Annotated in this window: 6 protein-coding genes; 4 read left to right on the top strand and 2 right to left on the bottom strand. The window is 72.1% G+C overall.

Annotated features, from left to right (window positions below; translation table 11 throughout):
• Positions 1-58 precede the first annotated feature (58 nt).
• Positions 59-979, bottom strand: coding sequence for a terpene synthase family protein (locus tag ACTVZO_RS37750; RefSeq protein WP_443302659.1), 921 nt, complete (start codon positions 977-979; stop codon positions 59-61).
• Positions 980-1042: 63 nt separating this feature from the next.
• Positions 1043-2233, bottom strand: coding sequence for a polyprenyl synthetase family protein (locus tag ACTVZO_RS37745; protein WP_443302658.1), 1191 nt, complete (start codon positions 2231-2233; stop codon positions 1043-1045).
• 222 nt (positions 2234-2455) lie between these two features.
• On the opposite strand from ACTVZO_RS37745, the gene ACTVZO_RS37740 reads away from it, so the two are divergent.
• The 4 genes from ACTVZO_RS37740 to ACTVZO_RS37725 all read left to right on the top strand — a co-directional run bounded on the left by ACTVZO_RS37740 (position 2456) and on the right by ACTVZO_RS37725 (position 20117).
• Positions 2456-3793 carry a hypothetical protein gene (locus ACTVZO_RS37740; RefSeq protein WP_443302657.1) on the top strand — a complete coding sequence of 446 codons (1338 nt, stop codon included), beginning with the start codon at positions 2456-2458 and terminating at the stop codon, positions 3791-3793.
• A 55-nt stretch (positions 3794-3848) separates the two neighbouring features.
• Entirely contained in the window at positions 3849-5057 is a 1209-nt protein-coding gene (locus ACTVZO_RS37735) for an IS701 family transposase (RefSeq protein WP_443302656.1), read from the top strand.
• A 758-nt stretch (positions 5058-5815) separates the two neighbouring features.
• On the top strand, positions 5816-14491 hold the full coding sequence (locus ACTVZO_RS37730) for an SDR family NAD(P)-dependent oxidoreductase (protein WP_443302655.1): 8676 nt from the start codon (positions 5816-5818) through the stop codon (positions 14489-14491).
• Positions 14492-14576: 85 nt separating this feature from the next.
• Positions 14577-20117 (top strand): SDR family NAD(P)-dependent oxidoreductase, encoded by a 5541-nt coding sequence (locus ACTVZO_RS37725; protein ID WP_443303397.1) that lies wholly within the window; start codon positions 14577-14579, stop codon positions 20115-20117.

Here is a 20117-nt window from a genome sequence, read left to right as displayed (position 1 = left end):
GGCAACCGGGTGGCGATCGCTCCTGCGCCCACCGGGGCAACGGATCCGATGAACCGCCTCACGCAGGGAGGTACCGTCGGCCCCGCATCGCCCCCAGCCATGCGACCGAGCCCGCCTGGACCTCCCGCATCGCCCGCGCCACCTCCGGGTGCGTCACCGCAACCCGGTACACCGACCGCGCCATCTCTTCTTCGTAGTCGGAGAACAATGCCGCGCACGCGTCGACCGCCTCTTGCATCCCCATCGACGGACTTGAACGCTGCACGATCCGGGCGGCGTGTACGTATTCGCACTTCTCCGCGTGGGTGCCCGCGAGGTCGTACAGATCCAGGACGATTCCGATGGAGCGGCCCGAAGAGAAGGCGGCCCGCTCGAAATCTTCGCGTCCGGCCAGCTCCTCCACGCCGGCCGCGAGCTCCGGATGCGTGCACACCAGGAACACGTGCATGAGGGGCATGGCCGCGCTCGTCTGCCGCAATGACATGTATTCCTCCAGCGCCACGGGTTCTTGCTCGATCTCGATCTCCCGCACCCGCCGCGTCACCGCGATCCACTCCAGGAACCGCTTCCGCACGAGATCCCGGCACTTCGCACCACGCCGATGTGCCAGCGCGAGAAGATCCGCGACGGCGCCGTACCCCGCCACCCGCTCTCCGCCGAAGGCCGACTCCAACCGGTCCAGGAGCAGAGCCACCCGCCGGGGATCCGTTGAATCGTCGACGACATCGTCCAGCATGACCCAGAAGGAGTAGAAACGCGCCAGCACTTTCATCGAGGACAGGTCCCCTGCGGGATAGGTGTACGCGCAGTAGTACGCGCCGCAGTCCACGTAGAAGCCGTGGGCCAGGTCGGAGATCTCCGCCGCCAGCCACTGGAGTCCGTCCTCGTAGTACTCCCGGCAGTCCCGCCGCATCTCGGGGTACTCCGCGTGCAGCCGAGGCGGAAAGCGCGAAACGAAGACCGGAACACTCACGTCCATGGTGCCTTCCCTCAGTACCGCCGGTGCTGTGCCGGATCCGGATCTGCCAGTGCGTGAGGCCGTTCATGCGCTCCTCCCGACCGCCCGTTGCGCGAGTTGGCGCAGGGCGTCCACGGCCCACGGCTCGAGTCGAGCGTCCTCCAGCGCGTCGAGGGCCCTGCGATGGCGCTCGCCGATCATGGACTCGACGGTGTCCCGCGCGCCGGTGGCGTCGATGATGTCCCGCGCCACGGCCGCCTGGTCCTCGGTCAGCGTCGGACAGCCGAGCAAGGGACGGAGCCGGTCCGCCTGGCGGCGCGCGGCACGTTGCAGGGTGAGGGCGATCAGCACCGTGGCTTTGCCCTCCCGCAGGTCGTCGAGTGCGGGTTTCCCGGTCTGTGCGGGGTCGCCGAAGACGCCGAGAAGGTCGTCACGGAGCTGGAAGGCCTCCCCCACCGGGATCGCGTACGCCGTCAGGGTGTTCAGCAGCGCGCGGTCGCCTCCGGCGAGCGCGGCTCCGAGCTGGAGGGGGCGCTCGATGGTGTATTTCGCGGTCTTGTAGCGGACGACCATGAGAGCCGTCGCCACGTCGGGGGTGCCGCGGCCGGAGTGTGCGAGATCGAGGTACTGGCCGAGGGTGACCTCGGTGCGCATCTCGGCGAGCAGGGGCAGGATCCGGGCCAGCTGGTCCGGGGTGGGACGGCCTGCGTGGAGAAGTTCGTCGGACCAGACCAGGGCCGCGTCCCCGATCAGGATGGCAGCGCATTCCCCGAACCGGTCCGCTGCCGTCGTCGTCTTCGTCGTCGTTGTCGTTGTCGTTGTCGTTGTCGTTGTCGTTGTCGTTGTCGCGGCGGTGGAGGTCTCCGCCGCGATGCCGGCCACGCGGCAGTGGTACCGGCCGGCCTGGGCACGGTGGACGGTGGGCCGGCCGCGACGCGTGGCCGATCGGTCCATGACGTCGTCGTGGATGAGCGCGAAGGCGTGGAACAGCTCCAGCGAAGCCGCCACGTGGTGCGCGGTGACGATGTCTCCCGCGGCCCCGGCGGCATGCCAGCCGATCATGGCGAGAACCGGCCGGATGCGTTTGCCTCCGGCGGCCAGGAACTCCCGCAACGGCCGGGCCAGGTCCGGCAGACGGCCCGATGCCTTCGATGCCACCGCCTTCTCCGCCAGAAAGCCGGTCAGCACCCGCTCGACTGCTTCCTTCAAGCCGTCGAGGTCCGCAGCGGCTGTGGGTGCGGGGCCCGCGGACGGTTGCGTCGTCGAAGGGTTCATGACGGGATGTCCTCGCCGGTGGAGTTGGGGAGCCATGCGACAGAAGGCCGGCAGGGTGGGCCGCCGCGGTCTGCGGCCTCATGGGCTCGCTTGCGGCCTGCTTCCGGTGGGCATGACCAGTTCACTTCACGCCAAACCGGGCAGCAAGGGGATACGACGCTGCGTCAGGGATCCACCGCAGCAAGTTCGTGCGCTTGTGAAAGCCGTGTGTAAGGAGCACAGTTGTCCACCGACCCCGCGAAGAACGTGCAAGGCAATCCCAATACGCGGCTGAGGGAGCTCGTGAACGAGGCGGGCTGGAACGGGGCCCAGTTCGCGTTCGCCGTGCGGTCCGCGGCGCAGCGCCAGGGGATCGTACTGGGCTGCAACCGGTCGGTGGTCACGCGCTGGCTGGCGGGCACCCAGCCCCGGCCGCCCGCTCCCACCTACATCCTCCAGGCCCTGTCGCAGAAGCTCGGCAGGCCCCTCACGGCTCAGGAAGCGGGTCTGACGCGCTCGCCGGCCCCTCACGAACTCCCGTGGGAGACCGACGCCATGCGCCGCGTGTTCCAGCTGACCGGAGCGGACCTCGACCCCGCCCGTCGCCACCTGCTGGCCGCACGCCCCTACACGCTGGAGATCGTTCCGCAGTATTTCCTCCTCCAGCCCGCGACACCGGGGCGCACCCCCACCGCTGGGGAAGGCACTGCCGTCGCACAGATGCAGACGATGGCCGTGTGCTTCGCCGATGCCGCCGAACGGCACGGCGGCAGGCACGTGCGCACCGCGCTGGCCGCCTACCTCCACCACGACGTCACCGCCTGGCTGGGGACCCGTCTCCCCGAAACCGCGCACCGCGCGATTCTGGGCGGGGCCGCGCAACTGACCCTGCTCCTGGGCACCATGACGGCCGACACCGGTCTCGACGCCCTGGCCCAGCAGTACCACCGCGCAGCCGTCGATCTCGCGGCCGAAGCCGCCGACGCCCTCACCCACGCCATCGCACTGCGGACCATGGCCGCGCACGCCTACGACCTGGGACATCACGCCACCGCGATCGTGGACCTGGCCGAACACGCCGCCGCCGAGGCCAAGACCGCCCCGGCGGCCGTCCGCGCCTACACCCAGGCGCACCTGGCGGTCGCCCTGGCCCGCCACGACCGCCGCGCGGCCCTGGCGTCCCTCGACGAGGCCGAGAGGCTCCACGGCCAGGCCGACAACCGGCCGGGGCCCTTCACCGCCTACCCTCTGGGCGCCCTTCTCTACCAGCGCGCCCAGACCCTCCAGGCCCTGGGCGACCTGTCCAACGCCGTCGACGCCTACCGGGCCTCGCTACAGGCCCGGGGCGAAGGCGAACAACACGCCCGGACGCTCACCCACTCCCGCCTGGCCGAAACCCTGCTCAGCCTGGGACACCTCGACGGGGCCCTCCACCACTGGCAGGCGTTCGCCGACACCTATCCGGCCATCCACTCCGCCCGCACCACCCGTCGCCTCACCGTGATGCGCCAGGTCCTCAGCCCCCACCAGCGCCACCACGGGGTGCGCGCGCTCCTGGCCGACACGGCCCCCCTGCGCTAGTAGTGCTTTGTTAGCGGGTCTTGTCACGTCGGGTGTTCGGTAGTTCGCTGGTTGTATGAGGGCTGGGGAGCTTGCCGCGGTTCGGGTCCGGTTGGAGGAGTTCGCCTCCGAGGTGTTCGCGCCGTTGGTGCGGCCGGACTGGCAGGCGAAGGGCCAGTTGTACCTGCGGGGGCTGCTGCTGGACGGCCGCAGGAAGTCGATGCAGCCGATGGCCGAACGCCTCGGGGTCGACCACCAGCAGTTGCAGCAGTTCATGACCTCCTCGACCTGGCCGGTGAAGGACGTGCGGGCCGGGCTGGCGTGGCGGGCTGTGCAGGCGGTGCGCCCGCAGGTGTGGGTGGTCGATGACACCGGTTTCCCCAAGGACGGCAAGGCATCGCCCGGGGTTGCCCGCCAGTACTCGGGCACCCTGGGCAAGGTCGGCAACTGCCAGATCGGCGTCAGTGTCCATGCCGCCTCCGACACCGCCTCGTGCCCGCTGTCTTGGCGGTTGTTCCTGCCGCAGTCGTGGGACGGGCCTGAGGCGGCCCAGCGCCGGGCGGCCTGCCGGATCCCCGAGAGCGAATACCACCGCCCGAAGTGGCAACTCGCGCTGGAGATGCTCGACGAACTCGCCGGGATCGGCCTCCGGCCGGCCGCCCTGGTCGCGGACACCGGTTACGGTGCGAACGCCGATTTCCGCCACGGTCTGGAAGACCGCGGGCTGGCCTACGTCCTGCAGGTCAAGGGCGAGATGACCGCCCACGGCGAGGACGCCGTGCCGCACCAGCCCGGCTATGGCGGGCTCGGGCCCCGCCCGCTGCCCCGATACCGCACGCGGCCGGTGTCCTTACGCGAGCATGTGCTGACTGCCGGACGCCACCGGGGCCGGGCCGTGACCTGGCGCAAGGGCTCGAAAGCGGCGATGAGCTCGCACTTCGTCTTCCTGAGGGTCCGCCTCGCCGGCCGGCGGCCCAAGCCTGCTGAGGACGGCACGATCCCGCTCGTCTGGCTGATCGCCCAGTGGCCCGAGGGCGAGGCCGAGCCGGTCAAGTACTGGATCTCGAACCTGCCCGCCGGCCTTCCCGCCAAGGACCTGGTCCGTCTGGCGAAGTCCCGCTGGCGGATCGATCACGACTACCGCGAGCTGAAAACAGCCCTGGGACTGGACCACTTCGAGGGCCGTTCGTTCACCGGCTGGCACCGGCACGTCACCCTCGTCACCGCAGCCCACCTGTTCCTCACCGAACAGCGGAGCAGCCCAAAAGCCCCTGCCAGGGCCTGACCCTCTACCAGGCCCTGGACCTCCTCCAACACCTACTCGCCACCTGGACCGGCGCCTGCCCCACATGCCAGCAAACCGTCCCCTGGCAGCCCTACGACAGCACCTAACAAAGCCCTACTAGGGCCTGTCGTCAAACTCCCGTCTGCCCCGCGACGCCTGGCACGCGCTCTCGCCGCACCGGGCGAAAGCAAAGTACGTCCAGTACGCGTGCTTCCGCCCGGCGCACCGAGAGCACGCACCAGACGCCGCAGGGCCGCCCTCCGGGCGACGACGGGAGTTTGACGACAGGCCCTGGGGCCGCGGCAGTGCACTGCCGGGATAACTCCTCGGCAGCCTCATCGGTAGACCGTTCCGCGCCGGCCATTCTGACGACGGCGCTCAGATATGGATCCTGCATGCGGTGACGATGCCCGAACCACGCTTGCGTGGCCAATAGGTTCACTCGTCGAACAGGTTCTCGCATCCCTGAAAAGGCGGCGGTCGTCGCACCAAGTCCATGGGCGGAACAGCCGAGTTCACGAAGGCACAATCTCGAAACCGGAGAACCAAAGTGCCCCGTGCCAATCCCTTCTGATGCGGGGCCCACCTCATCTCTACTTGAGCCCGAGCGGAAACAGCACCACGAAAAGGCACTGACGCAACGGTGAAGAGTCTCCTCCTCGGCAGGAGACCAGACCCGCCTACGCAGCCGCGGCTGTACGGGCCGGGATCCGCGTCCCCCTTCGAAATTCCGGCCCTGGGTCCCTGCAGGAGTTGCCGTGCCCGAACGCAGCGTACGAGACGACGACATCGCCATTGTGGGAATGTCCTGCCGATTTCCCGGCGCACGCTCACCCCATGAGTACTGGGAGCTGCTGAGCCACGGCGTGGACGCGATCGGCGAGGTACCGGCGGAGCGTCGAAACCTTGCCCCTGAGAACTCGCCCGACGCCATCGCGTCCGGGTTCCCCGCCTCGCTCCGTGGCGGATTCCTCGACCACGTGGACCTGTTCGACGCCGGATTCTTCGGCATCTCACCGCGCGAGGCCTCTCATCTCGACCCGCAGCAGCGCCTGATGCTCGAACTGGGCTGGGAGGGTCTGGAAGACTCCGGAATCGTCCCGGACGCCCTCACGGGAAGCCGTACGGGCGTCTTCATGGGTGCCATGCGCGACGATTTCGCGACGGTCGTCCACCGTCGCGGCCTGCGGAACATCACCCAGCACACCTGCACCGGCCTGCAACGCGGGATGATCGCCAACCGGCTCTCCCACTTCCTGCGCCTCACCGGGCCCAGCCTGACACTCGACACCGGACAGTCCTCGTCCCTCACCGCGGTGCACATGGCCTGCGAGAGCCTGCAACGCGGGGACTGTGCGCTGGCGTTGGCCGGAGGCGTCAACGTGATCCTGGTGCCGCAGAGCACGGTGGAAGCCACCCGGTTCGGCGGGCTCTCGCCGGACGGCCGGTGCTTCGTCTTCGACGCACGCGCCAACGGATTCGTCCGCGGCGAGGGAGGCGGTCTCGTCGTACTCAAGCCCCTCGCCCGGGCGCTGGCCGACGGCGACCGGGTCCACGGGGTCATCCGCGGCAGCGCCGTCAACAACGACGGGGGCGGACGCCTGACCGTCCCCAGCGGCGCCGCCCAGCAGCAGGTGCTGCGGCTTGCCTACGAGCGCAGCGGAATCAGCCCGGCCGAGGTGCAGTACGTGGAACTGCACGGTACGGGGACCAAGGCGGGCGACCCGGTGGAGGCGGCCGCGCTCGGTGCCGTGCTGGGCACGGGCAGGAACGCCGGCGCGCCTCTGCGCGTGGGCTCGGCCAAGACGAACGTGGGGCACCTCGAAGCCGCGGCGGGCATCGCGGGTCTCCTGAAGGCGGTACTCGCACTGCGGCACGGGGCGATCCCGCCGAGCCTGAACTTCCGGTCCGCGCCTCCCGGCATCCCGCTCGGGGAACTGGGCCTGCGCGTGCAGACGGCCCTGGAGCCCTGGCCCAGCGCGGCAGGTCCCCGGACCGCGGGGGTGAGCGCCTTCGGCATGGGCGGCACCAACTGTCACGTGGTCCTGACGGAGGCCCCCGAGACGGGGCAGGCTCCCGCCGCCGGGCGACGGCTTCCTCGGCAGGCGCCCCACCAGGGTGCGGCCTGGGTGCTGTCGGCCCGGAGCGAACAGGCGCTGCGGGCCCAGGCCGAGGCCCTGCTGGCCCATGCGGACGCCCGCGCCGAGGACACCGTCGCCGACATCGCGCACTCCCTGGCCACGACACGCTCGGCCCTCGAACACCGTGCGGTGGTCATCGCGAGCGAGCGCGCGGAGTTCCTCGAAGGGCTGCGGGCCCTCGCGGACGGGGTTGCGCACACCAGCCTCGTGCGCCGACCGGCCGGGAACCCTGCGGCCACGGAACCGCCGTCAGGGGTTCCGACGGCAGACCACGGCGGCCGCGCGCCCGCGCTCCCGGCGCTGGCAGCGGCCTACGTCCGGGGCGAAGACGTGGAGTGGGCAGGGGCCCTGGCCTCCTCCGGCGGCCGCCGGGTGGATCTGCCCTCGTACGCCTTCCAGAGGCAGCGCCACTGGCCTGACGAGGCCGACGGCGGCGGCGCGCCGGATCCGGCGCGCCGACGGGATCCGGAGCCCCGGCCGGATCCGGAGCCCCGCGCTGTCCCGGACGGCCCGCGGCTGGCTCTGGAGTCCCTGCCGGGCCCGGAGCGGCAGCCGGTCCTGCTGGATCTGGTCCGCACCGAGGTGGCCGCCGTACTGGAGTACTCCGGTCCGTCCGATGTGGAGGAGGACCGCTGCTTCGACGACCTCGGGCTGGACTCGCTGACGGCGGTGGAGCTCACCGAGCGGCTGTCCTCGGCCACCTCTCTGCCACTGACCAGCGGCCTGGTCTACGACCATCCCACCCCGCGCGCCGTCGCCCGCTTCCTGGACGGCTTGACGTTCGAGCCCCGGACGGCCCCTCCCGCACCGATGCCCCGCGCCTCGGCCGAGGTCCGTGACGAGCCGATCGCCGTCGTGGGCATGGGCTGCCGGTTCCCCGGGGGCGTCCGATCCCCGGACGCGCTGTGGGAGGCGGTCGCGGCCGGCCGCGACCTCCTCGGGGATTTCCCCCAGGACCGCGGCTGGGACCTCGACCGCCTCTTCGACCCCGACCCCGACCAGCGCGGCACCAGCTACGTGCGCCAGGGCGGCTTCCTGTACGACGCCGCCGAGTTCGACGCCGCCTTCTTCGGGATCTCGCCGCGCGAGGCACGCGCCATGGACCCCCAGCAACGCCTTCTGCTGGAAGTGGCCTGGGAGACAGCCGAACACGCGGCGATCGATCCCGCCTCCCTCCGCGGGAGCAGCACCGGGGTCTTCGTGGGGGCCATCCCCCAGCAGTACGACACGGGCGTCGTCCAGGCGTCCGAGGACCTGGAGGGGTACATCTACACCGGCAACACCACGAGCGTGCTCGCGGGCCGGGTGGCGTACAACTTCGGCTTCCTGGGGCCGGCGCTGGCCGTGGACACCGCTTGCTCGTCCTCCCTGGTGGCGATCCATCTGGCCTGCCGCTCGCTGCGGGACGGGGAGTGCTCACTGGCACTGGCGGGCGGCGTGACGGTGATGTCCACCCCTTCCATGTTCACCGAGTTCAGCAGGCAGCGCGCACTGGCGCCGGACGGGCGGTCCAAGGCCTTCGCGGCCGCGGCGGACGGCACCGGATGGTCCGAGGGGGCCGGCCTGCTGATGCTGGAGCGGCTCTCCGACGCACGCCGCAACGGGCACCGGGTCCTGGCCGTCGTGCGGGGAAGCGCCCTCAACGAGGACGGGGCGAGCAACGGGCTGACCGCACCCAACGGCCCTTCACAACAGCGCGTCCTGCGCCGGGCCCTGGCCTCCGCCGGGCTCGGCGCCGCGGAGGTCGACGCCGTCGAGGCCCACGGCCCGGGCACGACGCTGGGCGACCCCATCGAGGCACATGCTCTGCTCGCGGTCTACGGCCGTGAGCACACCGCCGAGCAGCCCCTGTGGCTGGGCTCGGTCAAGTCCAACATCGGGCACACCCAGGCCGCCGCCGGAGTCGCCGGAGTGCTGAAGATGGTGATGGCCATCCGTCACGGCGTGCTGCCCCGGACCCTGCACGTCGACGAACCCACCCGGCACGTGGACTGGTCGAGCGGCACGGTACGCGTGCTGACCGGGGCACGGGCCTGGCCCGAACTGGACCGGCCTCGGCGGGCCGGCGTGTCCTCCTTCGGCGCCGGTGGGACCAACGCCCACGTGATCATGGAAGAGGCGCCGCCCGAGGCCACGGCGGCAGTCCTGCACGTACCCCCGGACGGGGACGGACCCCCGGCGGAGACGAAGGCGCTGCCCTGGCCGCTGTCGGCCAAGGGCGACCAGGCCCTGAGCGCCCTGGCCGGCCGCCTGCGCCGGCACGTGGCCGAGGATCCGGCGCGATCCCCGGCGGACATCGGGTACACGCTGGCCTGCGGTCGATCGAACCTCGACAGCCGTGCGGTGCTGGTGGCCGCGAGCCCCGCGGAGTTCCAGGAAGGTCTCGCGGCCCTGGAGGAAGGCGGCACGGCGGCCTCACTGGTACGGGGCTCCGGCAGGCTGGGCGCCAAGACGGTCTTCGTGTTCCCCGGCCAGGGGTCGCAGTGGCCGGGCATGGCGGCCGGACTGCTCCGGTCCTCGCCCGCGTTCCGGGACTCCGCACAGAGCTGCGCCGACTCCTTCGCGGCACATCTGGACTGGTCCGTACTCGACGTACTGCGTGGAGCCGACGGCGCTCCTCCCCTGGACCGGGTGGACGTCGTCCAGCCCGCCCTGTTCACCATGATGGTCTCGTTGGCGGCGATGTGGCGGGCCCACGGAGTGGAGCCCTCGGCAGTCGTCGGCCACTCCCAAGGGGAGATCGCGGCGGCCCACGTGGCCGGGGCGCTGTCCCTCGAACACGCCACGCGGATCGTGGCCCTGCGCAGCCGCGCCCTCCTGGCCCTGGCGGGACAGGGAGCGATGGCTGCCGTCGGGGCGCCCGCCGCCGACCTGCGCAGGCGGGCCGAACGGTGGCCCGGGCTGCTGGGCATCGCGGCGGTCAACAGCCCCGTATCGGCCACCATCGGCGGAGACCCGCGGGCTCTGGACGAACTGCTCACCGAACTCGCCCGGGAGAACGTGGAGTTCCGCCGCCTTCCGGGGGTCAACAACGCCGGCCACTCGGCCCAGGTCGAGTCGCTGCGCGGCCATCTCCTCGAGGTGCTCGCCCCGGTGGCACCGCGGCCGGCCGACGTCCCCTTCTACTCGACGGTGACGGGCGCCCTCCTCGACACGAAGCAGCTGGACGCGGAGTACTGGTACCGCAACGCACGGGAACCGGTGCTGTTCGAGCAGGCCTGCCGTGCGCTGCTCGACTCGGACCACGGGCTGTTCATCGAGGTCAACCCGCACCCGTTGCTGCACATGGCCTTGGAGGAGACCATCGCGGACAGCGGCCGGGCCGCGGCTGCCATCGGCTCCCTCCGCCGCAACGACGAAGCCCCCAGGCGCTTCCTCACCTCCCTCGCCGAGGCCTGGGCCCACGGGGCCCCGGTGGACTGGCGGTCCGCCTTCACCGGCACCGGCGCGCGGCCCACGACCCTGCCCACCTACGCCTTCCAGCGGCAGCGCTACTGGTGCGACGCCGCCCCCGCCACCGCTGCCTCAGCAACCGGTACGGGGCTGGGCGCGGCCGGACACCCCCTGCTCGGGGCCTGCGTACCGCTCCCCGGGACCGACGGTCTGGTGCTCGCCGGGAGCGTGTCCCGGCGCAGCCACCCATGGCTCGCCGATCACCGTGTGTGGGGGAACCCACTCCTGCCGGGTACCGCGTTCGCCGAGATCGCCGGAGCGGCGGGCCGCCTGCTCGGCTGCGCGGTGGTGGCGGAGCTGGATCTGGAAGCTCCGCTGTGGCTGCCGGACACGGGCGCGCTCCGGCTCCAGGTCGTCGTGGACGGGCCGGCTCCGGACGGCACACGCCCGTTCAGCGTGTACGCCACATCCGACGCGGATTCCGGCCGTCAGTCGTGGACCCGGCACGCCAGGGGCTCGGTCGGCCCCCGGTCACCCGGCGCGGATCCGGCCGACGCGGTCCCCGAGGTCTGGCCGCCCCCGGGCGCGGAACCGGTGGACCCGGCCGACGGGTACGAACGCCTGCACGCTCTCGGCTATCACTACGGAGCGGCGTTCCGGTGCCTGCGCAGGATGTGGCGGCACGGTACCGAACTGCTGGCCGAGGTGGACCTGCCCGACGAGGCCCGCGGCCAGAGCGCGGGGTACGGCATACACCCGGCGCTGCTGGACGCCGCGCTGCACGCCGTCCTGATGGAGACGGCGGGCGACTCGCCCGTCGTCCGCATGCCCTTCTCGTGGAACGGGATCGCGCTTCACGCCTCGGGTTCCTCCGGGCTGCGGGTCCGGATCACCAGGACCGGCGAGGACAGCATCGGGCTCGTGGCCACCGACGGCACCGGACAGCCGGTGGTGTCCGTGGACTCGCTGACCTTCCGTTCGGTGTCCCGGGAACAACTGCACGCCGACGGCTCCGAGCCCCGCGACTCGCTGTTCCGGGTGGAGTGGACCGCCCTGCCCCCCGGCGCCGCGCCCGCGCCCGCCCCCTCGCGCCCCGTGGCCGCGATCGGGACACCAGGGGATCCGGCGCTGCACGGGGCGACCTGGTACGCCGACGTGCCGGCGCTGGCCGCGGCCCTGGAGGGAGGGGCTCCGCCCCCCTCCGCGGTGATCGCCTCGGTCCCCGCGCCCGCCGCCTCCGCCCTTCCGGGGGCCGTCCACGCCCACGTCCATCAGGTACTCGGAGTTCTCCAGGCCTGGCTCGCCGACGACCGTTTCACCGGGACGCGCCTGACCGTGCTCACCCGCGGCGCGGTCGCCACCGACGCGGGGGAGGACGTCACCGGCCTGCCCTCCGCCGCCGTCTGGGGCCTGGTGCGCAGCGCCCAGGCCGAACATCCCCACCGCTTCACCCTGCTGGACCTCGACGACGATCCCGCGGCTCCCGCCGCCCTGCCCACCGCGCTCACCACGGCGGAGCCCCAGCTCGCCGGCCGGGCCGGTGTCCTGCTCGCGCCCCGGCTCGTGCACGCCGTGCCGTCGAGCGTGCTCGCGCCGCCGCGCCACAGCCCCGTGTGGCGCCTGGACATCCCGCGCAAGGGCACCCTCGACGGTCTCGCACTGGTGGCATGTGAGGAACACACCCAGCCGCCGGCCGAGGGGCAGGTGCGCGTCGCGGTACGGGCGGCGGGGCTGAACTTCGTCGACGTCATCATCTCCATGGACCTCTTCCCGGGCTCGGCGGCGCTGGGCAGGGAGTTCGCAGGGATCGTCACCGAGGTCGGCCCGGAGGTCTCGTCCTTCGTGCCGGGCGACAGGGTGCTGGGCATCGTCGGGATCGAAACGGGGGCGATCGGCCCGGTCGTCACCGCCGACCACCGCATGATGGCGCGGATCCCGGAAGGATGGTCGTACGAGCAGGCCGCGTCGATGCCCATCGCCTACCTGACGGCGTACTACGGGCTGGTGGAACTGGCCGGGCTGCGAGCGGGCGAGGCGGTGCTGGTGCACGCCGCCACCGGCGGGGTCGGCATGGCGGCCGTCCAGCTGGCCGGGCACCTCGGGGCGGAGGTCTTCGCCACCGCCCACCCCGACAAGTGGCCGCACCTGACCCGGATGGGACTCGACTCCGACCACATCGCCTCTTCGCGGACCCTCGACTTCGGGGAGGCGTTCCTGGCGGCCACTTCGGGCCGGGGCGTCGGGGTCGTGCTGAACTCGCTGACCCGGGAGTTCGTGGACGCCTCGGCGCGGCTGCTGCTGCCCGGCGGCGGCCGCTTCCTGGAAATGGGCAAGACCGACATCCGTGACGCGGCGGAGATCGCCGGGCAGTACCCCGGGGTCGAGTACCGGGCCTTCGACGTCCTGGACGTCGGGCCGGAGGACATCCAGCGCATGCTGGCGGCGGTGCTCGCCCTGTTCGCCGACGGCACCCTCCGGCCGCTTCCCGTCAGGTCCTGGGACGTGCGGCGGGCCCCCGAGGCGTTCCGGTACTTCAAGGAGGCCAGGCACACCGGCAAGCTCGCCCTGACGATTCCACGGCCGCTGAACCCCGGGGGGACGGTGCTGATCACGGGCGGCACGGGCATGCTGGGCGGGCTGTTCGCCCGGCACCTGGTGGCCCGCCACGGTGTTCGCCGCCTGTTGCTGATCAGCCGTCAGGGGTCACGGGCCCCTGAGGCGGCCCGCCTGGAACAGGACCTCACGGAACTCGGGGCGGCCGTCACGGTTGCCGCCTGCGACATCTCCGACCGCGATGCCCTGGCGGGCGTCCTGGCCGCGGTTCCCCCGGAGCATCCGCTGACGGCGGTGGTCCATGCCGCGGGGACACTGGCGGACGCGGTCCTGACCGGCCTGACGCCCGAACGCTGTGACGAGGTCCTCGCGGCCAAGGCCGACGGTGCCTGGCACCTGCACACGCTGACCCGCCACGAGGACCTCGCAGCCTTCGTCCTGTTCTCCTCCGTCGCCGGTGTCCTGGGCGGCCCCGCGCAGGCCAACTACGCCGCCGCGAACACCTTCCTCGACGCCCTGGCCCAGCACCGCGCCGTCCACGGGTTGCCCGCCCAGTCCCTGGCCTGGGGCCTGTGGAAGCAGGCCAGCACGATGAGCAGGCACCTCACTTCGCGCGATGTGGCCCGCATGGTGCAGGGCGGTCTGCTGCCGCTGGGGGACGAGGAGGGGCCGGCGCTCTTCGACGCGGCCTTGCGTACGGGCGAGACCTTCCTGATGACCGCCCATGTGGACACCAAGGCCCCCCACTCGGACACCTCCTCGCCGCTGCTCCGCCACGTACTGCGCCCCGCCGTCCGGCAGGCGGTGCACGCAGCGCCGGCCAACGTGCGCTCGCTGAGGCAGCGGCTCGCCGGGCTCACCCCGGCGGAACGCGATCACGCCCTGCTGGAACTGGTACGGCAGCACGCTTCGCAGGCCCTGCGGCTGGCCGCCGCCGACCGCGTTCATCCCGAGCGCGCGTTCAAGGACATCGGTTTCGACTCGCTCACCTCCGTCGAGTTGCGCAACCGTCTGAACCGGGTCACCGGAGCGCAGCTGACCGTATCCGCGATCTTCGATCATCCCACCCCGGCCGCACTGGCGGCCCACGTACGCGACCGGCTGTTCCCCGAGGGCACCCCGACCCGTCCGGCCCTGCTGGAGGAACTGGGCAGGCTCGAGGGCCTGATCCTCCTGCCGCAGACCGACCCCCGCACGGCTGATGCGGTCAGGACGCGTCTGGAGTCCGTGCTCACCAGGCTGCGCGAACAGCGGGACGGCGGTGCGCCTGCCACCGGTCCGGACCTCGAAGGGGCAACGGCCAACGAGGTCTTCAAGCTCATCGACGACGAGTTCGGGCTCCGGTGACCTCCCGGGGGCGGCGAGCCCGCTCGTACTCAGAAGCAGGTGCACGATGACCGAGGACGAGAAGACACTCGCCTATCTGAAGCGGGTGGCGGTCGAGCTGCGGCGTTCCCGCGACCGCGTCCAGGAACTGGAGGGGCAGGCGAACGAACCCATCGCGGTCATCGGAATGGCCTGCCGCCTCCCCGGCGGCGTCCGCTCACCCCAAGACCTGTGGGACCTCGTCATCGGCGAACGCGACGCCATCGGCCCCTTCCCCACCGACCGCAACTGGGACCTCGAACGCCTCTACCACCCCGACCCCGACCACCCCGGAACCTGCTACGCCCGCGAAGGCGGATTCCTCCACGACGCCGCCGACTTCGACGCCGACTTCTTCCACATCTCCCCCCGCGAAGCCCTCGCCATGGACCCCCAGCAACGCCACCTCCTCGAAGTCGCCTGGGAAACCATCGAACACGCCGGGATCAACCCGCACACCCTCCGCGGCACCCCCACCGCCACCTACGCGGGATGTGTCCGTCAGGAGTACGGCCCGCCGCTGCACCTGGCGTCCGAGGAGGTGGCGGGGCACCGGCTGACCGGTGTGTCGGGGAGCGTCGTATCGGGGCGGATCGCCTACGCACTCGGCCTGGAAGGCCCCGCGATCACCATCGACACGGCGTGCTCGTCATCCCTGGTCGCCGTCCACCTCGCCTGCCAAGCACTCCGCCAACACCACACCCCACTCGCCCTCGCCGGCGGCGTCACCATCATGTCCACCCCCGGCACCCTCACCGAATTCAGCCGCCAACGCGGCCTCGCACCCGACAGCCGCTGCAAACCCTTCGCCGCCACCGCCAACGGAACCGCCTTCGCCGAAGGCGCCGCCCTCCTCCTCCTCGAACGCCTCACCGACGCCCAACACAACAACCACACCATCCACGCCCTCATCCAAGGCAGCGCCATCAACGAAGACGGCGCCAGCAACGGCCTGTCGGCACCCAACGGACCCGCCCAACAACGCGTCATCCACCAAGCCCTCACCAACGCCCGCCTCACACCACACGACATCGACGCCATCGAAGCCCACGGCACCGGCACCACACTCGGCGACCCCATCGAAGCCACCGCCCTCCTCACCGCCTACACCACCAACCGACCCACCCACCAACCCCTCTGGCTCGGCTCCGTCAAATCCAACATCGGCCACACCCAAGCCGCCGCAGGCACCGCCGCCATCATCAAAATGATCATGGCCATCCACCACGCCCAACTCCCCCGCACCCTCCACATCGACCAACCCACCCCCCACGTCAACTGGACCACCACCCCCCTCCAACTCCTCACCACCACCACACCCTGGCCCACCACCCACCACCCCCGACGCGCCGCCATCTCCAGCTTCGGCATCAGCGGAACCAACGCCCACCTCATCCTCGAACAAGCACCCCCGCACGACAGCACCCCGCCGACAGCCGTCCCGGACGACCACCCGCTGACCTGGGTGCTCTCCGCGCACACTCCGAACGCCCTCAAGGACCAGGCCGAACGCCTGCGCGCGCACACCGCGGCGCACCCCCGTCTGCGCGCCGCGGACATCGCCCACGCCCTCGCCACCACGCGGGCGACGCTCGAGCACCGCGCGGCGGTCGTCGGACGCACCCGCGAGGACCTGCTCGACGGGCTGGCAGCCCTGTCCTCGAACCAGCGGCACCGCGGCACCGTACGAGGAACACCCGACGAGGACCGCGCGCTTGTGTTCCTGTTCTCCGGCCAGGGAGCCCAGCGAGTCGGCATGGGTCAGCAGCTGTACCGCACCCATTCCGCGTTCAGGCAGGCGCTCGACGCGGTCTTCGAGGCCGTGGACCCCCACCTCGACCGCCCTCTGCGCGATGTCATGTTCGCCGCTCCGGCCTCACCCGAGGCGGCTCTCGTCCACCGGACGGGATACACCCAGTCGGCCCTGTTCGCCGTGGAGACGGCCCTCTTCCGCATGCTCGAACGGCAGGGCGTGCACCCCGACCACCTGATCGGGCACTCCATCGGGGAGCTCACGGCCGCCCACGTCTCGGGCGTCCTCGGCCTGTCCGACGCCTGCGCGCTCGTCGCCGCCCGCGGGCGGCTGATGCAGTCGCTCCCCTCCGGCGGCGCGATGGTCGCCGTGCACGCCGGCGAAGCCGAAGTCCTCCCCTACCTACGGGAGCATTCCGGGCACGTGTCCATCGCCGCCGTCAACGCGCCCGCGTTCGTCGTCATCTCCGGCCACGCCGAGACGGTGCGCGAGATCGCCGACGAGCTCGGCCGGCAAGGTCGGCGCACCAGCCCGCTCCGTGTCAGTCACGCGTTCCACTCCCCCTTCATCGAGCCCGTCCTCCAGGAGTTCCAGGCCGTCGCCGCGGGCCTGGAGTTCCACCGGCCGGCGATCCCCGTCATCTCCACCCTCACCGGTCGGCCGGCCGCACCCGACGACCTGACCACTCCGCGCTACTGGGCGGAGCAGGCGCGCCACGCCGTGCGCTTCCAGCAGGCCCTCGACACCCTGATCCGCGAGCGGCCGACGACCCTCCTGGAAATCGGCCCTGACGCCACGCTGACCACCATCGCCCACAGCTGTACCCGCGAACGCACGCAGCATGACCACACCATCCTCCCGACGCTGCGCAAGGGCCACGGCGAAGCCGACACGCTGGCCACGGCCGTCGCCCAGCTCCATGCCAACGGACACGTCGCCGCCCCCCTCCTGCCCGCCGCGCCGGCCGCCCGGCCCGCTCCGCTGCCCACCTACCCCTTCCAGCACCGGCGGTACTGGCTCGCCCCGTCCGTCGACGGCACACCTCGCGCAGCCGCACGCGCCGTCGGCGCGGAGTACGGGGACCACCCGCTGGTCGGCGCCGTGCTCCCGCTGCCGGATGACGAGGGCTGGGTACTGAGCGGACGGCTCGCGACGGAAAGCCACCCCTGGCTCACCGACCATGCCGTAGACGGCGAACGGCTGTTCCCCGCTACCGCGTTCCTTGAACTCGCCCTGCGGGCGGCTCGGGAAGCAGGCTGCGACAGCGTGGCGGAACTCGTCCTGCACACACCGCTGAGCCTGCCGGAACACGGTGGGCTCCAGCTGCGCACGACCGTGGGCCGGGCCGACGCGGCAGGGTGCCGTCCCCTCCGCGTCTCCTCGCGCGCGGAGGACTCCGGGGCCGCGGGCGAGTGGGTCCGGCATGCCACCGGCGTGCTCGCCCCGGACCCCGTCGTCCCCCTCACCGCACCCGTGTCCTGGCCGCCTGCCGGGGCCGACGGGACGGAACGCGCCGGTCTTCACGACCGGTTCGCGGCGCACGGTGTCGTGTACGGGCCCGCGTTCCACGGCCTCACCGCTGCCTGGAGCCGTGGCGACGAGGCCTTCGCCGTCGCGGAGGCCCCCGAGGCCATCAGGGCCGCATGCGGCTCGTTCGGACTCCACCCGGCCCTGCTGGACGCCGCGCTGCACGCCCTGCCGCTGTGCCTGCCGGACGGCGCCGGGCAGTCGCTGCCCTTCTGCTGGACCGGAGTGACCCTGCACGAACCGGGGGCTTCGGCCGTCCGGGTACACCTGGCACGCACCGGAGAGCACGAGGTGGCGGTGACGGCCACGGACAGCACGGGGCGTCCCGTGCTCACCGTGACATCGCTGGCGCTGAAGCCCACCGGGCGCGCGGCGCCCGACGTATCGCCGCCCGAGTCGCTGTTCCGGTTGGACTGGCCGGAGCGGCAGCTTCCCGAGGGGACTCCCGATACCTCGTCCTGGGCCGTACTGGGCGGCTCCACGGACGGGCCGCCGCTCGCGAACCTCCCGGTCACCCGGACGTACCCCGATCTCGCCGCGCTGGCCACGGCGATGGACGACGGCGCCGCCACCCCCCGCGTCGTGATCGCCCCCGTGCACACCGGGCTCGCGGGAGACGTCGAACTCCCCGCGGCCACCCGCGGCCTGGGGCACCACGTCCTCGCCCTGGTGCAGAGCTGGCTCGCCGACGACCGGTTCGCTCACGCACGGCTCGTCGTGGTGACCCACCGGGCGGTCGCCACCCACACCCGCGAGGACGTCCGCGATCTCGCCGCCTCCGCGGTGTGGGGGCTGCTGCGCAGTGCGCAGAGTGAGCATCCCCGGCGTTTCGCGCTCCTCGACCTGGATGACGGTCCCTCCGCCCCGGGCGTCCTCCCCCGCGCACTCGGCAGCACCGAACCCCAGCTCGCGGTCCGGGCCGGAGCGCTTCTCGCCCCGGCCCTGAGCCGCGCGGCCTCCACCTCCGCCGGAGCCGCGACCGGATCCGCCATCGGATCCGCCGCCGACGGGCGACCGCTGGACGGGGCGGGGACGGTACTCGTCACGGGCGGCACGGGCGTACTCGGGGGACTGGTCGCACGGCATCTCGTGACGCGTCATGGCGTACGCCGTCTGCTCTTGATCAGCCGACGGGGAGCGAACGCGCCCGGAGCCAAGCAGCTGGAGCACGAACTCGCCGCGCTCGGGGCCACGGTGACACTGGCGGCATGCGACGTCGCCGACCGGCGGGCACTGCGGGACGTCCTCGCCGCGATCCCGGCCGAACACCCGTTGACGGCGGTCATCCACACAGCCGGAACCCTCGATGACGGTGTCCTGACGAGTCTGACCCCGGAACGGTGTGACTCGGTGCTGCGGGCCAAGGCCGACGGCGCCTGGCACCTCCATGACCTGACGCGCCGGCACGACCTGGCGTTCTTCGTCCTCTTCTCCTCCGCCGCCGGCGTTCTGGGCAACGCCGGACAAGGCAACTACGCCGCCGCGAACGTCTTCCTCGACGCCCTGGCACACCACCGTGCCGCCCAGGGCCTGGCGGCCCAATCCCTCGCCTGGGGTTGGTGGCGCGAGGCCGGGATGACCGCTCGCCCGGGCGAGGATCTGCGGCACGTCGGCCACTTGGGGCTCGTCCCGATGCCGGCCGAAGAGGCCCTCACGCTGTTCGACGCGGCGCTCGGCAGCCCGGAACCGCTGCTGGTGCCCGCACGGCTCGACCTGCACGCGCTGCGCACCCGGCCCGGCGCCTCCGCCGCGCTGCCGGTGCTGCGCGGGCTGACCACCGGCAGTGCGAACGGGGCAGGACGCGGCGGAGCCGAACCGTCCTTGACGCTGCATCAGCAGCTGGCCGGCCAGGACGGGCCCGGGCGCCACACGATCGTGCTCGGCCTGGTCCGCGGCCTCACCGCGACGGCACTCGGCCACCAGGGCGGAACGAGCGTCGAGGCGGACGTCGGATTCACCGCTCTGGGCGTCGACTCGCTCACGGCAGTCATGCTGCGCAATCGGCTCGCGTCGTCCACCGGGCTCCAGCTGCCCAGCACTCTGATCTTCGACCACCCCACTCCGGAGGCACTCGCCCGCCACCTGACCGCGGAGCTCGCGCGGACGGCCGTCTCCCCCGTCTCCGCGTGGCTGGACAAGCTCGACTCGGCCCTGTCCGCCACGGCACCTGACGACGCGGTCCGCACGACAGGTCTCCGGCGCGTGCGGGAACTCCTCGGGAAGTACGGCGACAGCGCGGAGCCCGCACGGGGAAGCGATCTCGCGCAGTCCCTGGGAGAGGCGACCGACGGCGAGCTCTTCGACTTCCTCGACCAGGAGTTGAGCTGA

The organism is Streptomyces sp. IBSNAI002, from assembly GCF_052244475.1.
GTDB lineage: Bacteria > Actinomycetota > Actinomycetes > Streptomycetales > Streptomycetaceae > Streptomyces.
The sequence above is the reverse complement of the archived record's forward strand: the minus strand, read 5'-3'. Positions and strand labels throughout refer to the sequence as shown.

Excerpts from the sequence above, each read along its gene's own strand:
- ACTVZO_RS37750 (WP_443302659.1), bottom strand. The coding sequence starts at position 979 with ATGGACGTGAGTGTTCCGGTCTTCGTTTCGCGCTTTCCGCCTCGGCTG.
- ACTVZO_RS37735 (WP_443302656.1), top strand. The coding sequence starts at position 3,849 with ATGAGGGCTGGGGAGCTTGCCGCGGTTCGGGTCCGGTTGGAGGAGTTC.
- ACTVZO_RS37745 (WP_443302658.1), bottom strand. The coding sequence starts at position 2,233 with ATGAACCCTTCGACGACGCAACCGTCCGCGGGCCCCGCACCCACAGCC.